Raw genomic sequence first — 20,433 nt, 5'->3', positions numbered from 1 at the left:
GCCGGTGCGCGCCGCTGGCAGACCCCTGCAGCTGCTCTAAAGACAGAGAACCTAGGACAGAGCTTCGATGAATTGGTCGATGTCGGTATCCGAATCGGCATCGGCATCTGCACTCACCTTTTCCAGCACCGTTACCGCGGATTCGTTGAGTTGCTCGCTGACTTCGCCCGGGTTTGAGCGGATGAACGGGTAAGACTCGGCGATTTCTCCCGCGGAGAACGGCGCGCCCGCCCAGATTGCGGCGATGGTGGCCGCGGCCTGACCGTTGAGGATCTCTTCCTCGCTCGCTGAGTTCCCGCCGGCAGCGAGGAGTACAGCATCACTGACGGCCTCAAGAATCTCCTCAGGCTCAAGCTGCGCCAACTCATCCAAAAAGTCGGCGTTCGCTTCGGCGGAAAAGATCTCTTGGTCCCACGTGCTCATGTGTCGTCCTTTCGATGCGTACGGGCGGTGCCGCTGCGGAACGCGCGAACGGCGGTAGAAGTAGGTCACACGCTCTAGCCCTATATACGCCAGCGAACGCTTGTCCCGCTAGGGTTTCCCCCGATTTCGGGACTCCAAAAACGTGATTACAGTCACATATAGCGCGCGGTAGGGTGAGCACACTTTCGACTTGACGCGCAGCCCGTTATCATTTCGTAACTGAACGGGGTCTGAGCAATTAGCACAAAGGAGGTCTCACCATGAACGGTAGCCGCCGCGGAGTTGGCGCGTTCATGGCGATCGGCCTTGCCATCGCAGTGATTGTGGGTTTCGCCGTGTGGGGCGCGTCGACCCCTGGACGAACCAGTACCGCCGGCTACGCAGCAGACACTGCGACCGTGGAACAGACCACTTCTCCCAAGTCCTCCCGCAGCAGCGCAGCAAGCGACACAGAAGGTAGCGAATCCGCGAACTCGGCGTCACGTTCTGGAGCCGGTCATTCGACCCTCGCGTTGACATCGCAGACGCTCGCCGACTCCGGGCTCCCACCGACCTCCGGGGTCTACGGCATCGAAGGAGAGGCGCTTCTCAACAACGCGCCAGGCCGCCCCAACCCGAACTACCGAATGGAGTCGGACCCGTACGCGCCGCCGCTTGCGGTGACTTCCGCGCCGAGGTCTACTGCGCCGACCGCCATCTACCGCCCGACGAATGTGGTTCCGCCAACCGCGAGCGGAGGCGACGCGACCGAACCAGCACCTGGACCAGCAACTGCAACTGCAACTGCACAGACGCCTGACACGAATGGGGTCACCACCCCGCCGAGCACTCCTGCGGACGGTGTGCAGACAAGCGCACCGGCCGAACCGGGCCCGGCAACCACGCCGGACCCAGCTCCACCACAAGAGCAGGTTGAGCACCCCCGCCCTGACTCCGAGGCCCACGACGAAATGCGCACAAACGCGGGCAGTGAGCAGGTAACGAACGAAGGACGCGCGCCAGCATCATCCGACACCAGCCGTGAGTCAGCGACTCCGGCACCGATGGTGCCATCGGTGGCACCGACCATGACGCCGTCGGTGGCGCCGACCGTCACACCATCCGTTGCGGAGACCGCACAGCTGGAATCGGCACCCGCGCCGCAAGGTGAGACCGCGCCGGCAGAAGCGTCCTAGGCGCTGACCAAAAACAGCTCAGCGGGCGTATCGCCGGTGGAAGTGAACGCTACCGATGGTTCGGCGGCGGGGATCCACGCGGCCTGCGCTGGTTGGAGTTCCAAGTCGCCGATCGCCGCTCGTCCAGCGGTGCACAGCACGATTGCGGGGCCGTCCGTGTCAACCTGCAAAGTGTCGCCGTTGGCTAAGGTGTGGCGGCTGACGCGAAAGTCCTCAATTGGGAGCTCAAAATGCTCCGCCCCACCATTTTTCGTCGACTTGGCGTGCGGGCGCTCGAGTGCTGCGAAATTGAGCACTCGCGCAAGCTCGGGGACATCGACGTGCTTCGAAGTCAGCCCGCCGCGCAGCACGTTGTCTGAGTTCGCCATCACTTCGACGCCAAGCCCGGACAGGTAGGCATGCGGCTGCCCCGCGTCCAGGTAGAGCGCCTCGCCCGGTTCGAGCGTGACCAGGTTTAGCATCAGTGCAGCAAGTGCGCCAACGTCGCCCGGGTAACGGTCGGTCAGCTGCAGGAAGGTTTGCGCAACATCGACGATCCACGGTTCAGCCCCCGAGTTGGTGGTGGTCTCCGCGCCAGCCTTGACGTCGTTAAGCACGCTCATGCGCAACGTTGTGGGGAGTGAAATGAGCGTGGTGAACACTGCCCGCAGGCCCTCCTCGGGGCGGTCTGTGACAAGCATGGAGCTGTAGCGATCCAACCCGCCGAGTGTGGCAAACAATTGCTGGGTGCGCTCCGTGGGGCGGAATCCGGCGAGCGCCCGGAACGGCGTGAGAGCGACAATTAGCTCCGGCTTGTGGTTCGGGTCCTTGTAGTTGCGGCGTGAATCGTCGAGGGCGATATTTTGCGAGTTCTCGCGGGAGAATCCCTCCTGCGCCTGTTCACGCGACGGGTGCGCCTGGATGGAGAGCGGCTCGCCAGCTGCGAGGAGCTTGACCAGGAACGGCAGCTGGTTGCCGTACTCCCCCGCCACTCGCGCGCCGAGTGCAGCTTCGGGGTCGGCGGCAATGATGTCGTCTAGCGGGTGCCCGCCGAGCATCGACGGCGCAGCCGGGTGGGCACCGAACCACAGTTCAGCCTCCGGTGTCGGGCTCGGCGCGGGAAGGCCGCGGAGCTCTGCGAGTAGGGTGCGCGAACCCCAGGGGTAGGTTCGAAGTGTCCCCTCGAGCAGCTGCATCCGACATCTCCTTCTATCTCTGGCTCTCTTTGACTCCTCCTGCGAGCAGCAACTCACGCAGTCGGATCGTCGAGCGCAGTCGCGGCGTAGGCGCGGGTGATAAGGCGGAGGGCTTGCGCCGTGTCGCCAAGACCTACGGCCTCAACTGCTTCGACACGCAAATTGGGCACGGCAGACTCGCCCGCAGCAGCACTGTCGGGCTGTGCCTGCTGTGCCCACAGAATGGTCTTTAACGGTACCAGCTCCAACGGCCCATCAATGAACGGGTCGTGAAAGATGTCGTTGGCGCCCACCCCGCCGGCAGGGCGGGAAAACTCGGTGGCCAACGGCAGTTCCTCGGCGTGGACGAAGCCTGACGGGATGCCGCGGGCGGACCACAGATCCGCGATCAGCGCAGCAATGGTCGCGCCGCAGCGACTCGTCCCTGTGTGCAGCACCCGCGAATCCGCCGCGAACGCGCGCAGCTGACGTGCCGGATTCATGGTCTCGTCGCGCTCCGGCGAGAGCGACTCAAGTTCGCGATCCACCTCATCGGCGACCACCTCGAGGGCCTGCGTGATCTCCTCGACATCACCCGTCAGCGCGTCCAGGACGGCCCCAACCACGCCCATGGTGCGCGCCGGGGAAGCACCCGCGGCCGTGGGAAGGGCTGGGATGATGGTGGTCTGCGGCGGGGCGTCGTCAAGCAATGGCCCCCTGCCGGGACCAGCGAGGATTGTTTCGCACCCGCGGCTGGCTGCGGAGAGCAACCCTTTGAGATCTTGCTCGCGCGCGGCCGCATCACCGACCATGACCACCACATCGAGCGCCCCGACGTAGCTCGGCAGCGTGTCGGTAACCACTACCGGCAGCGGCACTGGAGTGCGCAGCTCGACCATCGCACGCGCGGCGGCCAACGCAATCTGATCCGTCCCCACCACAACAACGGACCGCGGGTTCATGCCACGCAGTCGCGTGAGCGCGTCGAGCGATCCCGACACAGCGCGCAGTTGCGCGCCCTCGTGAGCGACATCGAAAAAGCGCACCGTCTCACGGTCATAGTGCTGGGCGCCCTCGTAATAGTCCATGGCGGCGAGCTTACGCGCGGATGTGCTCCAGAATCTCGGCCACCAGCGCGTCGACCTCCTCGCGGGTCGACGCCTCCACGTTCAGACGCAGCAGCGGCTCGGTGTTGGAGGCGCGCACGTTGAACCACGCAGGGGTATCCGCAAGCTGCACGGTCACGCCATCGAGCCGGTCAATCTCGGCAGTGCGATCCGCGAACGCGTCAAGCACACGCTGGGTCGCCGCGTCCTGGTCGGCCACCTCGGAGTTGATCTCGCCGGAAGCCTCGTAGCGGTCAAACTCCGCCATCAGCTCGCTCAGCGGTTGATCCTGTTCCGCCAGCGCCGCGAGCACGTGCAGCGCCGCCACCAACCCGGAATCCGCGTTGAAGAACTCCGCGAAGTAGTAGTGCGCCGAGTGCTCGCCGCCGAACAGCGCCTGGCGCTGCGCCATCTCGGCCTTGATGTAGGAGTGGCCGACGCGAGTGCGCACCGGAGTGCCACCAAGCTCGGTCACGATCTCCGGCACCGCGTGCGAGGTAATCAGGTTGTGAATGATGGTCGCGCCCGGGTGCTGCTCCAGCGTGCGCGTAGCAATCAGCGCCGTGATCGCGCTCGGCGAGACCGGGTTGCCTTTCTCATCCACCACAAAGCAGCGGTCCGCGTCTCCGTCGAACGCCAGGCCGATGTCCGCCCCCTGCTCCACCGTGAAACGCTGCAGATCAACCAGGTTCTTCGGGTCCAGCGGGTTCGCTTCGTGGTTCGGGAACGTGCCATCGAGCTCAAAATACAACCCGCGCACATCCATGTCGCCCAGCACCGCCGGCACCGTCAGCCCCGCCATGCCGTTCGCCGCATCCACAGCAATCGTCAACGGTCGGCTCACAGGGACCAGGTCTCGCAAGAACTTTGCGTAGTCAGGAAGCAGATCTTGCCTATCGACGCCCCCTTGACCGCCCTCGTAAGCCGGGATGCCGTCGATAAGCAACTGCTTCATGCGTGCGAGCCCGGTGTCAGTGGAGACCGGGGTTGCGCCGGCGCGGCAGAGTTTGATGCCGTTGTACTGAGCCGGGTTGTGCGACGCGGTGAACATGGCACCGGCGCAGTTCAGCGTGCCGGCGGCGAAGTACAGCTCGTCGGTGGAAGTCAGCCCGAGATCGATGACGTCGAGTCCCTGGGCGGTGGCACCCTCAGCGAACGCCGCCGCAAGTGCGGGCGAGGACGGACGCATGTCGTAGCCCACCGCGATGCGGCGCTCGCCTTCCTCGCGCAGGATGTGGGCGAACGCGGCGCCGGCGTCGCGGACGAACGCCTCGTCGATAGTTTCACCGACCACGCCGCGGATGTCATAGGCCTTGATGACCTTGTTCAGAGTGCCTTCGCTGTAAACAGACATGCGGGATAGCTTAGTCCGCCTGGCCCCCCGGATCCTGGCGGGTCGAAGCAGACGCGCCGTTTGTTGCAGACGGGTCAGCGGGGTCTGGCACGATGCGCAAGTGCGAGCGGCGCGCGGCCCGGTCAGCCGCCGCCTGCTCTTCCACGCGCTTTGTGCGGTGAACCGGGTGGTTCGAGGTCTCCGGATCGTTGAAATCGTGGGTGGCGCCGTACTCAATGGGGTCCTGGGAAGTGTCCACGAGGCCGGTAGTGACGCGGCCCGCCTCGCGCACCGCCTCTGCCAGCGCGGTGAGGTCAGCGTCGTCCATGGCATCCAGCTCGTCGTCAGTGATGTCGATCTGCTCGACGCGCACCATCTCCCACCCGACTGGGGCAGTGATGTGCGCGGAATGACGCTCACAGAGGTCCCATGCGTGCGGGTCGGCGACCGGCGCGAGGGGGCCGACAACCGCCGTCGATTCCGCGTAGGCGTAAACGAGTGTGGCTACAGCGGGCCGGCCGCACCCTGGCCGGCAGCATCGACGGAAAGTATTCACGCTGGCCAAGTCTAAACCCCGGCTTGAGTTTTGTGTAGTGGAGGTGCGGCGTGCCGGGGTCTGTGCGTCGAGCGCGAGTCTTAGCATTGGGTGCTATGCACCCCGGATCTTCGAACACACCGCTACACCTGCGCCCTGGCCGCGACCGGCACGGACGCGGCGTACGCGGGCCGGTGCTTCCTGTGGGTGTGCCACGATATCGGACACGCTCTATGGCATTCGACCAGTTGGTGCTGGAGACCTATGCGCCGCTGCACAACGCGTATTTTGATCAGCTCTCCGGAGTAGATCTAGCGGTGGACACCATTCCGCGGATGCGCCTGCGCGCTGATATGTCGGTGCTGCCGGATGAGATTGTCGCCGACGGCCCAGTCCCCCTTGGGCGCGTGCTACAAGCCGGCGTTGACTGCTATGGAAACCCCACCCGAGCGAGGTTTGTTGTGTTTCGCCGCCCTGTGGAGCAGCGGTCGCGTACCCCCGAAGAGCGCTCCGAGCTGCTCACTTGGATCCTGACTGCTCTGGTGGCGAACTACCTGAATCTCGACCCCCGAGATGTCGACCCGGACTTTCCCTGGTAGCCACAATAGGTTGTGGTGCTGAGCTTCAGTTTGTGGTGCTCAGCACCAATGCGAGTCGCAGCGTAAACTAGCCCAGCTGCTTCTTCAGGCGGCGGCGCTCGCGGTCGCTCAGCCCGCCCCAGATCCCGAAGCGTTCGTCGTGCTCAAGCGCGTACTCGAGGCACTCGTCTCGCACCGCGCACGCTTTGCAGATGCGCTTCGCTTCACGGGTCGAACCACCCTTTTCAGGGAAGAACGCCTCCGGGTCGGTCTGGGCGCAAAGCGCTTGGTCTTGCCACTCCTGCTCGACGGTGCCGAACAGCTCATCCAGGGTCATTCCTCCCGCGGCAGCGCCACGGAGAATGGCGTCATCAGCCATAGCCTTCACGCCCTCCCTTGCTTCCGTTGTCGAAGAATATCAATTACATTTTCGCCGTTTGCCTGCGCCAACCTGCTGGTAAAGGCCGGTGCTGACTGCGGTGACTTACACCAATGCGATTAGACACCGGAACGCCAAATGACTGCAACCTTGGTAGGGAGATCTTGGTTCAATCTTATGGATATCCCAGCAAAACAATCTCCTGAGTCACACCAGTCACAGGAGTATCGTTAGGACCCTCCCGGGGGTGAACGGAGGGGGTACAAGATGTAGTACTGTCCCCCGCACTAGGTCACAAGTTGACCGATCCGGCGTGTCGCTTATGCATCGGGTGAGAAACGCACTCCGGAGTCGGGAATGTTCACGCCTGGCCAGACGCGCATGCCGCCCTCAAGCTCGCACCGTGCGCCGATAGACGCACCTTCGCCGATCACGCAATCTTGGATGCGCACGTTCGCGCCGATGCGCACTCCCGCGGCGATGATGGAATTGCGCACGACGGCTCCGGGCTCCACCGTCACGCCATCGAACAACACCGAATCGTCGATACGCGAGCCGGCACCGATGACGCAGCCGCGCCCAATCGACGTGCCTCCGACGAGAATGACCCCTCCAGACACGCCAGACGAGGCGTCGACAAGCGATTCGCCCGTCTTGCCCTCCAGCAACGGCGAGTACGCGATACCGCGCACCAAGTCCGATGAGCCCTGCACGAAGTCGCTTGGGCGACCCATGTCGCGCCAGTAGGAGGAATCGACGTGGCCGAGGACCCGCGCGCCGTCGGATAGCAAGCCCGGGAACACTTCGCGCTCAACGGAGATCACGCGTCCGGCATCGATGCCCGCGATCACCTCGCGTTTGAACACATAGCAGCCGGCGTTGATCTGGTCGGTCGGCGGATCCTCCGTCTTCTCCAGGAACTCGAGCACGCGCCCCTCCGCGTCGGTCGGTACCGAACCGAACGCGCGCGGATCCGGCACCCGCACGAGATGCAGGGTCACATCCGCGTCGCCCTCAATGTGCGTGTTCAGAATCGCGCCGAGATCCGCACCCGAGAGCACGTCACCGTTGAACACCATCGCAGTGTCGTAGCGCAGGCGGTCGTATACGTTGCGGATCGCGCCGCCGGTGCCCAGCGCCTCCTCCTCCACGACGTACTCGATCTCCAGGCCAAGCTCCGAGCCGTCGCCGAAGTACTCCTCGAACACCTCCGCCTTGTAAGAAGTACCCAACACCACGTGTCGCATACCGGCCTTCGCGATGCGCGCCAGCAGGTGGCTCAAGAACGGATGACCCGCCGTCGGCAGCATCGGCTTCGGCGTGGAAACCGTGAGCGGCCGCAGCCGTGTGCCCTGCCCGCCGACCAAGATCACCGCATCAACTTCAGCGGCACGCGTTTCAGTGGTGTGTTCAACCATGCTGTTTCCTCGCTCCAAGATCCTCTGCTGTTTGCTCTCTACTCTGCCTGCTACGGCTTTGCCCCGCGACGCAACGACACGACGCTGCGCAGTTGCAACCCCAGCCACAGCGCCCCACGGATCGGCGCTTGCCACCAGTGCGGGTGCCTGTCGCGCTGGAAACGGAACGCAGATTCGTGGTGCGCCGGCACCGTCACCCTTGCATGTTTGTGCGCTGCGTGGCCCTGGTCATGCTGGATCACCGACGCAGGGCAATACAGATTTTCCCAACCCGCACGGGTGAGTCGATCGCCGAAATCGATGTCCTCGAGGTACATGAAATAGCGCTCATCGAAGCCGCCGATTTCTTCAAACGCTTCCCATCGCACCAGGAGGCACGAGCCGGAAAGCCAGCCCGCTGTACGCTGCACCGACATATCCGCACCTGCCCGATAGCGAGCGGTGAACGGATTGCGCGGCCACACCTGCCCGAGCAGCGCGTGGCCAATCCCCGTCACCAGCCCGGGCACTTCGCGCGCGCTCGGGTATGTCGAACCATCAGCCTCCTCGATGCGCGGGCCGGCAGCACCAGCCCGCGGGGCCCGGTCAAGACAGAACAAAAGCTTATCGACGGCCCCTTCAGCGAACGTCACATCCGGATTGGCCACCAAAAAGTAATTCGGGTTGATCTCGCCACGATCCCGTTTCGCCCGCAGCTTTGCGACGGCCGCATTAATCGCCGCACCGTAACCAATGTTGCCCTCGGTGGAGAACCAATCGACGGTCGGGTGGTTTGCTGCCGCAGACTGGGGTGCGCCGTCGCGCGACCCGTTATCCGCGCACAGTAATACTGTGCCAGTGCTCGTAGCCGTCTCCAGAGAAGCGACCAGCTCTTCCAGATGGCGCCCTGGAGAGTAGGTCACGGCCACCACCGCGAGCGGGGCCTGACCGAAAGTCCCATCATTTGCTGCCTTATTCACAATGGGCAATAGCTTACTCAGCGAACGCAAAGATATAGCTAGCGGTGCCGTATACTCTCCGCCTGTGACGGACAACTCGAGGCGCGCTCGCGACATCCAGCCGGCACCCTCCCGTGTGAGGGACGTCAGCCAGGTTGGACACCCCGTCGTGAAGTGGGTGCTCGCGTTCCTTTCAGCTGCAGCGATCCTTGTTTCCGGTGTCGGTTATGCCACCGTGGGGCGGCTCAGCAACCAGCTCAGCGCATCCGAGCTGGAGCTCCAGTCTCAGCGCCACGGAGGTAAAGGAGGCAACGAGGCAGTCCTCGACGGTGCCGTCGACATCCTGCTTGTTGGCTCCGATTCCCGCACCGATGCCCAGGGCAACCCGCTGTCCGAGGAGGAGTTAGCGCGGCTCAACGCTGGCATCGCAGACGGCGAGATTAATACTGACACGATCATGGTTGTTCGCATTCCGGAAGACGGCTCGCGCGCAACGGCGGTCTCCATCCCCCGCGACACGTACGTGCACACGGATGATTACGGCAATCTCAAGATCAACGGTGTGTACGGCGCGCACGCGTTGGAAAAGCGTGAAGAACTCACGGAATCCGGCATGTCCGAGGGCAAGGCCCTTGAGCAGCAGGTTGCCCGCGCAGGCCAGGAGGGGCTCATCGAGGCGGTTGCCGATCTCACCGGGGTGGAAGTCGACCACTACGCGCAGGTCGGGCTTCTCGGCTTTGCTCTGCTCACCGATGCGGTCGGCGGCGTCGAAGTGTGCTTGAACGAGGCCGTGCAGGAGCCGCTTTCAGGTGCCGATTTCCCCGCAGGCGTGCAGACGCTCAGCGGCGCCCAGGCACTGTCGTTCGTACGCCAGCGCCACGACCTGCCCCGTGGGGACCTCGACCGCATTGTCCGCCAGCAGTCGTACATGGCTTCCCTAGTGCAGAAGACGCTTTCCGCTGGCACCCTGACCAATCCCGCGCGACTGCGAGACCTAGCGAATGCCGCCGAGCGCTCGCTCACACTGGACCAGGGTTGGGACATCATGGGCTTTGCCCAGCAGATGTCCGGTTTGGCTGGTGGCGATGTCACCTTCACCACCATTCCGGTAACCTCCGTCAACGGCGTGGGCGACCTTGGCGAATCCATCGTCACCGTCGATGTCGGTCAGGTGCACCGGTTTATGGATGAGCAGGTGAATCCGCCCGAGGAGCAGGAAACGACGCCGCAGACGACGGCACCGGCGATCGGCACGCAGCTGCAAGGTCACGATGTTTACGTACTTAACGCTGGCACCATCTCGGGACAGGCGAGCGCCGTTGCAGACCACCTGCGAACCGCAAACGTGAATGTGGTTGACGTTTCCAATGCGATGGAGGGCCTCTACTCGTTCTCCCAAGTCGTTGCAGCCGATGAGAATGATTCGGCCGCGCGGGAGCTGGCGCGCGCGCTCGGCGGTCTGCCGGTGAGCGCAAACCCGAACTTGGAACCGGGCAGCATCGCCCTTGTTATCGCCGACGATTACACCGGGCCCGGCGCCCTTGACGCTGACAATCAGGTTGAGTTCCAAGAGCCCGTCGGCACGCCTGGCGCTGATTTCGGCGAGGCCGAGGTCGCACCCGAAATCACCGCCGGCGGCTCGGGCCCGCGCTGCGTGAATTAATTGGTCTACGCTGGCGGGCATGAGCCTGCTTTCCCCACTCCTGCGCGCTGACCCGGCATCGCCGCGCCTGACCGTTTACAACGACGCGCGCGGCACCCGCATGGAATTCTCGGGCCAGACGCTAGAGAACTGGGCAAGCAAGGTCGCGAACCTGCTCGACGAGGAATTCGAGCTAGAAGACGATTCCTCTGTGCTCATTGACCTGCCCGTGTCATGGCAGGCCACGGTCATCGCCCTCGGCACTTACAACTCCTCGCGCATTCCGCGTTTCGACGGTTCGAATTTCGACGGTCCGAGTTTCGACGGTCCGACGCACAACCCCACCGTCGTCTTCACCTCACTTGCAGGCGCTGACACCTGGAACGGCATTCCGGAGTGCGACTGTGTCGTGGTCTCTGACGATGCGTTCGGTCGCGGCGTTGTGGAAGCCGGAGGTGCCCTTCCCCCTGGCACCATCGACTTCGGGCCGACCGTCCGCTTCTACGGCGACCAGTACTTCGGTGAAAGCCCGGAGCTCAGCACATTTGCGCGGGACGAGCTTGGTGCCGAGCGCTACTTGGTGCCGCACTGGAGCACCACGGATGAGTTCGAACATGCGGTGCTCGCACCCCTGGCTGCGGGGGGCTCGGTGGTAGTTGCCGCCGGGTTGGTTTCGACGAATCGGATGAACGAGATCGCACAGATAGAGAAGGTAACGCGATTCTTAACTGCGGGTTAATCTCCCGGCATTCCCCCAGCTCTACCCCCATTGTCGGGTAAACAACCAAATTGGGCGTTTTCGGATTCCTGGGTCTTCTAGATTAAAGGCACCTCCGATTCGAAAGGTCTGTGTATGAAAAAGCTTGCAACCCGCCAGACTGGCGCTGCCATCTGTGCTCTCGCACTCAGCTCCGCCACCTTGGTGGCCTGCTCCAACGACGGCGACACCACTGAGACCAAAACTGCAACCGACACCGCGACTGCCGTGTCCACCAAAGACGGCGACAAGGCCGCTACTGGCGAGGATCGCGGACCCATTACGTTCGCTATGGGCCGGAACGACACAGACAAGGTCATCCCGATCATTGAGAAGTGGAACGAAGAGCACCCGGACGAGGAAGTCACGCTCAGTGAGCTCGCTGGTGAGGCGGACGACCAGCGAGACACCCTCGTGCAGTCCCTGCAGGCCGGTAACTCCGACTACGACGTAATGGCGCTCGACGTTGTCTGGACCGCCGACTTCGCCGCAAACCAGTGGCTCGAGCCGCTCGAGGGCGACTACAAGATCGACACGTCCGAGCTGCTGCAATCCACGGTGGACTCCGCAACCTACAACGGCACTCTCTACGCCCTGCCGCAGAACACCAACGGCCAGCTGCTGTTCCGCAACGTGGACATGATTCCGGAGGCACCGGACACCTTCGCCGACATCAAATCTGCCTGCGAGGCGATGGAAGGCGACGCAGATTGCCTGACCACCCAGCTCAAGCAGTATGAAGGTCTCACCGTGAACACGCTCGACTTCATCCACGGTTGGGGCAGCGAAGTTATTGACGATTCCGGACAGCCGACCGTCGAATCCGCAGAGGCGAAGGCCGGCCTGCAAGCTCTTGTTGATGCATACAAGGAAGGCACCATCGCCTCCGCCTCCACTGCAGCAACCGAAGAGGAGACCAACCTGGCCTTCACCGAAGGCAACACCGCGTTCGCCATCAACTGGCCGTACATGTACTCCAACTCCGAGGAAGCAGGCCTGAACTTCGAGGTGCAGCCACTCGTTGGAGAAAAGGGGGTCGGCGTGTCTACCCTCGGCGGCTACAACAACGGCATCAATGTGAACTCCAAGCACAAGGCAACCGCCCGCGATTTCATCGAGTTCATTATTTCAGAGGAGAATCAGCTTTCCTTCGCAGAAGCATCCTTCCCGCCGGTGCTGGCCTCCATCTACGACAATGAAGACCTGATCAAGGAGCATCCGTACCTGCCGGCATTGAAAGAATCCCTGGAAAACGCGAAGCCACGCCCAGTTTCCCCGTTCTACCCGGCGATCTCCAAGGCCGTCCAGGACAACGCTTACGCAGCGCTTACCTCTGGCAAGAGCGTCGATGACGCCACCAAGGATATGGCTGCCGCCATCAAGCAGGCCCAGTAGTTCACCCCCCAGTAGTTCACCTGGAAACTCACACACCTGCGAACCAGGTCATCAAACTGGCGCGCCCAACGCCCGCAACCGTTTAAAATCCGGTGCGGGCGTTGGCCCGTTTACTCCCCAATGGAACAAATAGATCCGAAGGCTGGCATGAGTACCATCACTGAGCCTGGCACCACTCGGCGCACGAAGGCGCCAAATTCACGTCGAAACCAGAAGCAGGGTGACAAAGGAAAGGCCTACGCCCTCATCGCACCCGCCCTCATCGTGCTTGCCATTGTTATTGGCTACCCGATCGTGCGCGCGATTTGGCTGTCCTTCCAAGGAAACCGGCGCCTTGACCCATCCACCGGCGTATTTGTGGACGGGGGGTTCGCGGGCCTCGAAAACTACCTCTATTGGATCACCAATCGGTGCATGAGCCCATCCGGCGTGGTGGGCGCCTGCCCTCCCGGCGTTCTTGCCACCGACTTCTGGCCAGCAGTACGAATCACCCTGTTCTTCACCGTGGTCACTGTCGCGTTGGAGACGATCCTCGGCATGGTAATGGCACTCATCATGAACCACCCGTCAAAGGCCCGCGCGCTCATCCGCGCGGCGGTGCTCATCCCCTGGGCCATCCCGACGGCAGTGACCGCGAAGCTTTGGCAATTCATGTTCGCACCCAGCGGCATCGTCAACTCTGTGATGGGTCAAAACATTGCCTGGACGACTGACCCGTGGGCTGCGCGTTTTGCCGTCATCATCGCCGACGTATGGAAGACCACGCCGTTCATGGCACTGCTGATCCTCGCCGGACTACAGATGATTCCGAAAGACGTATACGAAGCCGCGCGTGTCGACGGAGCGTCGACGTGGCAGCAATTCACCCGCATCACCCTGCCACTCGTACGCCCGGCGCTGATGGTGGCCGTACTCTTCCGCACTCTCGACGCACTGCGCATGTACGACCTCCCAGTAATCATGATCTCCGGCTCCTCGAACTCTCCCACTGCAACGATCTCGCAGCTGGTGGTCGAAGACATGCGGCAAAACAACTTCAACTCCGCTTCTGCCCTGTCCACGCTGATCTTCTTGCTCATTTTTGCGGTCGCGTTCATCATGATCCGGTTCCTCGGTGCCGATGTGGGTGGCGCCGTCAGGGAACCCAAGAGGACACCCAAGAGGACACCCAAGAGGACGCAGAAGAAGGAAGAAAAGCACGGAGCAAAGGACCGTCGACAAGCAACTGCTCAAGATGCAGAAGCATTGAATGCCCGACTTGAGGAGGCTTCGCGATGAAAAAGCTTGGTCACTACCTCGGCGTCATCTTCATCATGATCTGGGGCCTTGCCCCGTTCTACTGGATGCTGGTGACCGCGTTGCGCGACAAACGGCACACGTTCGACACCACTCCATGGCCGACGCACGTCACGCTCGACAACTTCCGTGACGCGCTGGCGACGGACAAGGGCAATGACTTCCTCGGGGCGATCGGCAACTCGCTGATCATTTCGCTGACAACAACTGCGATCGCGGTGCTCGTCGGCGTATTCACCGCATACGCACTCGCGCGGCTCGATTTCCCCGGCAAGGGCTTCATCACCGGCATCATCCTGGCTGCCTCGATGTTCCCGGGCATCGCGCTGGTGACCCCCCTGTTCCAGCTATTCGGGGACCTAGGGTGGATTGGCACCTACCGCGCGATGATCATCCCGAACATCTCCTTTGCGCTTCCGTTGACGGTATACACGCTCATCTCGTTCTTTCAGCAGCTGCCGTGGGAGCTCGAGGAGGCAGCGCGCGTCGACGGGGCAACCCGCAGCCAGGCATTCCGCCTCGTGCTACTGCCACTAGCCGCACCGGCGATCTTCACCACCGCAATCATCGCGTTCATCACGACGTGGAACGAGTTCATGCTCGCGCGCCAGCTTTCGACCACCGAGACGGAGCCAGTGACCGTGGCCATCGCGCGCTTCAGTGGCCCGAGTGCGTTTGAGTACCCCTACGCCGCGATCATGGCGGCTGGGTCCCTGGTGACCATCCCGCTAATCATCATGGTGTTGGTGTTCCAGCGCCGCATCGTCTCTGGCCTGACCGCCGGCGGTGTGAAGGGCTAACCGGCCGTCTTCGCGTACTGGCGGGGTGGTAGCCGCGGCTATTGGAGTTGCGGAAACGAGTGGTAAACGCCACGTTCCGCGTTGGACAGGCTTCTGTACGGTGGAAAGTGTCAACCAATCACGGTACGGAAGGAGTACACCATGCCTACTCAGGGAATTGACGGCAAGGTCGCCCTCGTTACTGGTGCCGCCCGCGGCATCGGCCAAGGCTTAGCGTTGCGTCTAGCTCAGGACGGCGCGGACATAGCGGTTCTCGATCTCGAGGAAAACGCTTGCGCGGAAACCGTCGATCAGATTGCGCAGCTCGGCCGGAAAGCTATCGCAATTGGTGCAGACGTGTCGAAGCGTGACGAAATCTACGCCGCCATCGCACGCACCGAAGAGGAGCTCGGCGGTTTTGACATCATGGTCAATAACGCCGGTATCGCCCAGGTCCAGCCGATTGCGGAGATCGAGGACGGGGAAGTTGACGCGCTCTTTGACATCAACGTCAAGGGTGTCCTCTGGGGCATTCAGGCCGCAGCCGCGAAATTCAAGGAGCGCGGCCACGGGGGCAAGATCATCAACGCATCCTCGATCGCTGGACACGATGGATTCCCGATCCTCGGTGCATACTCGGCCTCCAAGTTTGCAGTCCGCGGCCTAACCCAGGTCGCCGCCCAGGAGTACGCCAAGGACGGAATCACTGTGAACGCGTACTGCCCTGGCATCGTGGGCACCAGCATGTGGGAAGACATTGACCGCCGGTTCCATGAGCTAACCGGTGCAGAGCTGGGTGCGACGTACAAGGAGAACGTCGAGGGCATTGCGCTTGGGCGCGCTCAAACCCCGGAGGACGTGGCCAACCTGGTTTCGTTCTTGGCTTCGCCGGACTCGGACTACATCACCGGTCAGGCGATCCTCACCGACGGTGGCTTGGTCTACCGCTAACCGAACAAGGTCTGCATCGCTCCGTACGGATGGTGCGTGTTGGTGGCGCGGTAGCCACGCGGCGAGTGCCATACCGGCGTGCCGCTGACGTTCTCAATGCGGCCGCGCCGGGCGCGCTCAGGGTCATCATCATTGACCCTGTTGTGGTACCGGCATAGCGGGGCGAGGTTGTTCAGATTCGTTTCGCCGCCATGCTTCCACGCCCTGATGTGGTGGATCTCGCAGGAGTCGGCTGACTGGCGACAATCCGGCACCGGGCACATCGTGAGCGTCGCCCGCGCGAGATCGCGTTGCTTTTGGTTCGCAAAACGCTGATCGCGGTAGAGGTTCACCGGCCCTTCCTCCGGGTGAAAGAGAGCAGCCTCAAGGCCATTTTCGACGGTTGCGTGGTGCCGGTTCAGGTATTCGGCACCAGTGATCGTCGTGCCGTCGCTAAGCCCGAGCACCGTGTCGTCGCCCTCGTCGCGCAGCACCTTGATCCACTCCGGTAACGGGATGAGTAGTAACGGGCGGGGCACCGCCTTGGGTACGCCCGTTCCGTCGCCACGCATGAGTTCGAGGAAACGCTCCAACATCTGTTGTGCAATGGGTTTTGTCGAGTCGAGATCAGCGCGCAGAGCATGCTCAAGGTCGGCCAGGTCACGCTCGTCCGCTGTGACCCGCATGGTTCGGTACCCTTGACGAGAGCGCGTGAAGCTCACCTGTTTCCGCGGCGGTTCCGGCGGTGTCTTCGGGATTAGCTTGTTTGCCAGTTCGCTGAGCTTTTTGTACGTGCATTTTGCGTCGAGCAGGGCGAGACGCAGCTTCATCCGAGTGCGGGCGTGTTTGATGGGTCTGAGGCGCCGCTCCAGCAGCGCCAGCTGGTCGAGGGAGAAGCCGTGTCGCCTGGCTTTTTCACCAGCGAGCCGCTGCTTTTGGGGTGAGTTGGTGGTTCCGAAGTAAACGTCGTGGAGTTCAGCCCAGGCTTTCGCCCTGGACGGGTCAACGCCGGCGTCGAGTGCAGCCTGCCGGTCGAAGCCCACCAGAGTGTCCAGCGCTGCTGCTGATATCGCGTGGAGGAAATCGTGGAAGTTGTTCATGCTGCGCACCCTAAACGCGATTTGCGTTGAACGGAAGGGCACGACCCTCCAGCCTGTGGATAAGTCCTGAGACACCGCCGAGTTATCCACAGGCTCGGTTCTGAGCTGGTCATTTGTGCTGGGCAGACAGAGAGCGCCGCGCGATACAGCAAGGTAACCCGCTGGCCCAATGGTAGTGCTGGCGCTACCGACAATAGAGTGCGCACACCATTGCGTTTCACTTCGCGTCCCAGTGAGGTAGAGAGTATGCGTACATCGAATACCTCCATCTCTAACCGCATGCTGTCCCTCGACGTTGTGCGCGGGATCGCCTTGTGCGGCATTGCATTTGTGAACGTGCAGCAGCAGTGGATCCTCTACCCCAATCCGGATGCGGAGACGCCAGCGTACATGTGGCTCGATCTGCTGGCCCGCCAGCGCTTCTTCCCTGTGTTCACCTTCCTCTTCGGTATCGGGTTCTGCATGATCATGCAAAGTGCTCGACGGCGTGGTGTGAGCGAGCCGCGGGTAATGGCCCGCCGTCTTGCCCCGCTCCTGCTGCTCGGTATCGCCCACCAATTCCTGCACCCAGGAGAGGCGCTGATGTTCTATGCGGAATTCGGATTCGTTGTGCTCTTTCCCCTCACCTTCGTGCGAGACACCCAACGGCGACGCACCACCGCGACGTGGCTCGGCGTGATTCTCACGCTGGCGGGAGCGCCGCTGGGAGGCATCCTGGTGATTCCGGGTCTGTTACTGCTCGGGTTCGCGTTCGCCGAATGGTCGCTGCCGATGCGGCTTGATCAAGACCCGACTCCCGCCGCCTACGCCCTGATCGGCCTTTTGCCTCTCACCGCAGCCATGGAGTACTTGCAGTACTCCAGCTACGGCACGCAGCAGTATCCCTTCGTCGCGTCAGTGGCAGGTTTGGTGTACGCCGCGACGTGGGCGGCCCTCGCCGTGGTGCTTGTCCGCACTCCCCTGCGTCCATTCCTTGGTGCCGTGTTCGCGCCGCTTGGCCGCATGGCGCTGACGAACTACATCGTGGCTACGTTCGTGATCATCGGCGCACGCATCGCCCTGGGCATCCCGCGGCTCCCGGATGTGGTCACCAACGACATGTTCCTCACCGGATTCGCGGTGATGGCCGCGATGCTGGTCGTCCAGTCGCTGCTTTCAACGCTGTGGCTCAAATACTTTGGCCAAGGCCCTTTGGAGAAGGCATGGCGTTGGCTCACCTGGAATGCTGGCGGCGGTCCGAAACCGGCTGCCCCGAAACCGGCTGCCCCAGAGCCGGCTACCCCGGAACCCGTTAACGCCCCGCCCGCACCCGACGCATCACACGCCGCCACAACACCCGAGCCAAGGAATGCGGCACCGCAATCAGCTCCCGGGCGTACTGCTTGAGATTCTTCAGCGGCCGTCCCGGCGGCATCGGCGCAGACACGACCTCGACCGGGATCTGCAGGTGCCACGCCCACACTCGCGTGCGAGCGACATGAAACGCGCTGGTGACCACCGTTAGGCGCTCCGCATCCGGGTACATCGCCCACGCGTGCTCGAGGTTCTCGTTCGTCGAGCGCGCCAGCGGCTCTAACACCACATCAGCCGCAGGCACCCCGCGCTCCACCAGCCAGGCAGCCATCGGTTCAGCTTCACCGTAACCACTGACGACGATCGGTCGCGGGGCAGACCGGTAGACACCCATGGCCGTCGATAAGCGAGCTTGAAGCATGCGTGACGGGCGCCCGTCGATCACTCGGGCGCCGAGCACCACGATTGGGTGCTTACTCACCCATCAAACGCTTTCGCAGCGCCTCGTCCTTGCGTTCCACCTCGGAGGAGAGATCCGACTGGTAGCGCGCCATCTTTTCAACCAGTGCAGGATCACCGGCGCCGAGGATGCGCACGGCAAGCAGGCCCGCATTCTTCGCGCCGCCAATGGACACGGTAGCTACCGGCACCCCACCCGGCATCTGCACGATCGACAGCAGCGAGTCCAACCCGTCCAGGTCAGCCAACGCCCGGGGAATACCGATTACCGGCAGCGGTGTCGCGGCCGCCACCATGCCCGGCAGGTGCGCCGCGCCGCCGGCACACGCGATAATCACCTTCACCCCGCGCACGTGCGCGTGCTTGGCGTACGCCAGCATCTTCACCGGCGTGCGGTGCGCAGAAATCACGCCAACCTCGAACGGCACTTCGAACTCGCTGAGCACCTCGGCGGCGGGTGCGATGGTGTCCCAGTCGGAATCCGACCCCATGATCAAACCAACCTGCGGCTGCATGCTTTACTCTCCTTTTGCGTTGTTCGCGGTGTGGGCAGCGTCGCGCCACGTGCCGTGGACAATGAAATGCGCTGCGTCTTCAGCAACCGTCAGCGCCTCGTCCAGCGATTCGGTGGCCACGTTAATATGGCCCAGTTTTCGCCCGGCACGAAAATCTTTGCCGTACAGGTGCACCTTCGCCTGCGGGTGACGGCGCATCACTTCGGCTACCCGCTGCGCCACCGGCATCTCGGGGCGTGCTTCGCCGCCGAGCGTGTTCACCATGACGGTCACCGGGGCGGTAGGCGTCGTCGCGCCGAGCGGCCAGTCGAGTACCGCACGCAGGTGCTGCTCGAACTGGCTGGTGACACAGCCGTCTTGGGTCCAGTGGCCGGTGTTGTGCGGGCGCATCGCCAACTCATTGACTTGCACACGCCCGTCCGTCTCAAACAGTTCGACTGCCAGCACACCGGTCACGTCGAGCTCCTCGGCAATCCGGCACGCCAACTGCTCACACTCGCGCGCCAACTCCGGATCCAAGCCTGGCGCCGGCGCGATGGCCACGCGGCACACGCCGCCCTCCTGCCGCGATTCCACAACCGGCCACGCCCTCACCTCACCCGAGCGGTTGCGCGCCACCATCGCGGAAAGCTCGCGGTCGAAGCCGATTTTTCGCTCGGCCATCAGTGGGACATCAACGGTTCGCACCAAGTCGAGCATTTCGCTTATCGACGCCGGGAACCAAACGCCATGCCCGTCATACCCCCCGCGGGTGGCCTTGACGCAGACCTCCCCGTTGACGACGTTCCAGAAGGCCTCCGCATCCGCCTCAGTATTAATGGGAGCGAACTCGGGAACCGGGGCGCCAAGTGCCTTCAGGCGGCGACGCTGCTTCAGCTTGTCCTGGGCGTAAAGAAGAGCGTTTGGGCGTGGCTCGACGACAACGCCTTCGTCGATAAGCAATTGTGCATGCTCATTCGGCACATGCTCGTGGTCGAAGGTGACCGCATCTGCACCCTTCGCAATCGACTCGACGTCGCCGAAGTTGGTGTAATCGCCGATGCGCACGTCCGCAATTACCTGTGCCGCGGATGCGTCGGGCTCTCGGGCCAGCAGACGGGTTTCAATGCCGAGCTCGATGGCCTCGGTTTGCATCATGCGTGCCAACTGACCGTCGCCGAGAATGGCGACAATGGGCATTCCATACGCGTTACTCACGCCGAATACTCTAGCCCTCCGCGCTACTATC

General features: G+C 62.9%; 21 protein-coding genes. 9 read left to right on the top strand and 12 right to left on the bottom strand.

What is annotated here, in order from left to right; all coding sequences use genetic code 11:
- Nucleotides 1-51: 51 nt before the first annotated feature.
- Complete coding sequence (locus CGLAU_RS02775) at nt 52-423, bottom strand: DUF4259 domain-containing protein (RefSeq protein WP_095659385.1); 372 nt, start codon at nt 421-423, stop codon at nt 52-54.
- A gap of 260 nt (nt 424-683) precedes the next feature.
- Between CGLAU_RS02775 and CGLAU_RS02770 the strand changes: the two genes are divergently transcribed.
- Nucleotides 684-1,598 carry a hypothetical protein gene (locus CGLAU_RS02770; RefSeq protein WP_095659384.1) on the top strand — a complete coding sequence of 305 codons (915 nt, stop codon included), beginning with the start codon at nt 684-686 and terminating at the stop codon, nt 1,596-1,598.
- Here CGLAU_RS02770 and manA read toward each other — a convergent pair.
- The 4 genes from manA to CGLAU_RS02750 are packed head-to-tail and all read right to left on the bottom strand — an operon-like array spanning nt 1,595 to nt 5,747.
- Nucleotides 1,595-2,773 (bottom strand): mannose-6-phosphate isomerase, class I, encoded by a 1,179-nt coding sequence (gene manA / locus CGLAU_RS02765; RefSeq protein WP_095659383.1) that lies wholly within the window; start codon nt 2,771-2,773, stop codon nt 1,595-1,597. The two genes, CGLAU_RS02770 and manA, sit on opposite strands and share 4 nt — an antisense overlap.
- A gap of 53 nt (nt 2,774-2,826) precedes the next feature.
- On the bottom strand, nt 2,827-3,840 hold the full coding sequence (locus CGLAU_RS02760; protein WP_095659382.1) for a hypothetical protein: 1,014 nt from the start codon (nt 3,838-3,840) through the stop codon (nt 2,827-2,829).
- A 10-nt stretch (nt 3,841-3,850) separates the two neighbouring features.
- On the bottom strand, nt 3,851-5,212 hold the full coding sequence (locus CGLAU_RS02755) for a phosphomannomutase/phosphoglucomutase (RefSeq protein WP_095659381.1): 1,362 nt from the start codon (nt 5,210-5,212) through the stop codon (nt 3,851-3,853).
- A 10-nt stretch (nt 5,213-5,222) separates the two neighbouring features.
- The gene (locus tag CGLAU_RS02750; RefSeq protein WP_232507168.1) at nt 5,223-5,747 is read right to left on the bottom strand and encodes a DUF3499 domain-containing protein; all 525 of its coding nucleotides are present in this window, start codon (nt 5,745-5,747) and stop codon (nt 5,223-5,225) included.
- Nucleotides 5,748-5,842: 95 nt separating this feature from the next.
- On the opposite strand from CGLAU_RS02750, the gene CGLAU_RS02745 reads away from it, so the two are divergent.
- Nucleotides 5,843-6,325, top strand: a complete 483-nt coding sequence (locus tag CGLAU_RS02745) for a metallopeptidase family protein (protein WP_095659379.1) — start codon at nt 5,843-5,845, stop codon at nt 6,323-6,325.
- Between the two features lie 67 nt (nt 6,326-6,392).
- Here CGLAU_RS02745 and CGLAU_RS02740 read toward each other — a convergent pair whose 3' ends face one another.
- From CGLAU_RS02740 to CGLAU_RS02730, 3 genes are all read right to left on the bottom strand, one after another.
- Nucleotides 6,393-6,641 (bottom strand): WhiB family transcriptional regulator, encoded by a 249-nt coding sequence (locus CGLAU_RS02740; protein WP_187370955.1) that lies wholly within the window; start codon nt 6,639-6,641, stop codon nt 6,393-6,395.
- A gap of 362 nt (nt 6,642-7,003) precedes the next feature.
- Complete coding sequence (gene manB, locus CGLAU_RS02735) at nt 7,004-8,101, bottom strand: mannose-1-phosphate guanylyltransferase (protein ID WP_095659377.1); 1,098 nt, start codon at nt 8,099-8,101, stop codon at nt 7,004-7,006.
- Nucleotides 8,102-8,151: 50 nt separating this feature from the next.
- On the bottom strand, nt 8,152-9,069 hold the full coding sequence (locus tag CGLAU_RS02730) for a glycosyltransferase family 2 protein (protein WP_415877141.1): 918 nt from the start codon (nt 9,067-9,069) through the stop codon (nt 8,152-8,154).
- 55 nt (nt 9,070-9,124) lie between these two features.
- On the opposite strand from CGLAU_RS02730, the gene CGLAU_RS02725 reads away from it, so the two are divergent.
- From CGLAU_RS02725 to CGLAU_RS02700, 6 genes are all read left to right on the top strand, one after another.
- On the top strand, nt 9,125-10,702 hold the full coding sequence (locus CGLAU_RS02725) for an LCP family protein (protein WP_232507166.1): 1,578 nt from the start codon (nt 9,125-9,127) through the stop codon (nt 10,700-10,702).
- Between the two features lie 19 nt (nt 10,703-10,721).
- Complete coding sequence (locus tag CGLAU_RS02720; RefSeq protein WP_095659375.1) at nt 10,722-11,420, top strand: TIGR03089 family protein; 699 nt, start codon at nt 10,722-10,724, stop codon at nt 11,418-11,420.
- Nucleotides 11,421-11,534: 114 nt separating this feature from the next.
- Nucleotides 11,535-12,833, top strand: a complete 1,299-nt coding sequence (locus tag CGLAU_RS02715) for an ABC transporter substrate-binding protein (RefSeq protein ID WP_095659374.1) — start codon at nt 11,535-11,537, stop codon at nt 12,831-12,833.
- A gap of 147 nt (nt 12,834-12,980) precedes the next feature.
- Nucleotides 12,981-14,111 carry a carbohydrate ABC transporter permease gene (locus CGLAU_RS02710; protein ID WP_095659373.1) on the top strand — a complete coding sequence of 377 codons (1,131 nt, stop codon included), beginning with the start codon at nt 12,981-12,983 and terminating at the stop codon, nt 14,109-14,111.
- Nucleotides 14,108-14,929, top strand: coding sequence for a carbohydrate ABC transporter permease (locus tag CGLAU_RS02705; RefSeq protein WP_095659372.1), 822 nt, complete (start codon nt 14,108-14,110; stop codon nt 14,927-14,929). Before CGLAU_RS02710 ends, CGLAU_RS02705 begins: the two co-directional genes overlap by 4 nt.
- A gap of 141 nt (nt 14,930-15,070) precedes the next feature.
- Complete coding sequence (locus tag CGLAU_RS02700; protein ID WP_095659371.1) at nt 15,071-15,859, top strand: acetoin reductase; 789 nt, start codon at nt 15,071-15,073, stop codon at nt 15,857-15,859.
- Here the strand turns inward: CGLAU_RS02700 and CGLAU_RS02695 are convergent.
- Nucleotides 15,856-16,938 (bottom strand): HNH endonuclease signature motif containing protein, encoded by a 1,083-nt coding sequence (locus tag CGLAU_RS02695; RefSeq protein ID WP_095659370.1) that lies wholly within the window; start codon nt 16,936-16,938, stop codon nt 15,856-15,858. The genes CGLAU_RS02700 and CGLAU_RS02695 overlap by 4 nt on opposite strands.
- A 246-nt stretch (nt 16,939-17,184) precedes the next feature.
- Here CGLAU_RS02695 and CGLAU_RS02690 point away from each other — a divergent pair, with 246 nt between their 5' ends.
- Nucleotides 17,185-18,324, top strand: a complete 1,140-nt coding sequence (locus tag CGLAU_RS02690; RefSeq protein WP_095659369.1) for a DUF418 domain-containing protein — start codon at nt 17,185-17,187, stop codon at nt 18,322-18,324.
- On the opposite strand, the gene CGLAU_RS02685 is transcribed toward CGLAU_RS02690, so the two are convergent.
- The 3 genes from CGLAU_RS02685 to CGLAU_RS02675 are packed head-to-tail and all read right to left on the bottom strand — an operon-like array spanning nt 18,230 to nt 20,402.
- On the bottom strand, nt 18,230-18,712 hold the full coding sequence (locus tag CGLAU_RS02685; RefSeq protein WP_232507165.1) for a YdcF family protein: 483 nt from the start codon (nt 18,710-18,712) through the stop codon (nt 18,230-18,232). The genes CGLAU_RS02690 and CGLAU_RS02685 overlap by 95 nt on opposite strands.
- Nucleotides 18,705-19,205: a 5-(carboxyamino)imidazole ribonucleotide mutase gene (gene purE / locus CGLAU_RS02680; RefSeq protein WP_095659368.1), complete on the bottom strand. Its 501-nt coding sequence runs from the start codon at nt 19,203-19,205 to the stop codon at nt 18,705-18,707. Before purE ends, CGLAU_RS02685 begins: the two co-directional genes overlap by 8 nt.
- A 3-nt stretch (nt 19,206-19,208) precedes the next feature.
- Entirely contained in the window at nt 19,209-20,402 is a 1,194-nt protein-coding gene (locus tag CGLAU_RS02675) for a 5-(carboxyamino)imidazole ribonucleotide synthase (protein WP_269768548.1), read from the bottom strand.
- Between the last annotated feature and the right edge of the window lie 31 nt (nt 20,403-20,433).

Source organism: Corynebacterium glaucum (assembly GCF_002287505.1).
In the GTDB taxonomy this organism is placed as follows: Bacteria; Actinomycetota; Actinomycetes; order Mycobacteriales; family Mycobacteriaceae; genus Corynebacterium; species Corynebacterium glaucum.
The sequence above is the reverse complement of the archived record's forward strand: the minus strand, read 5'-3'. Positions and strand labels throughout refer to the sequence as shown.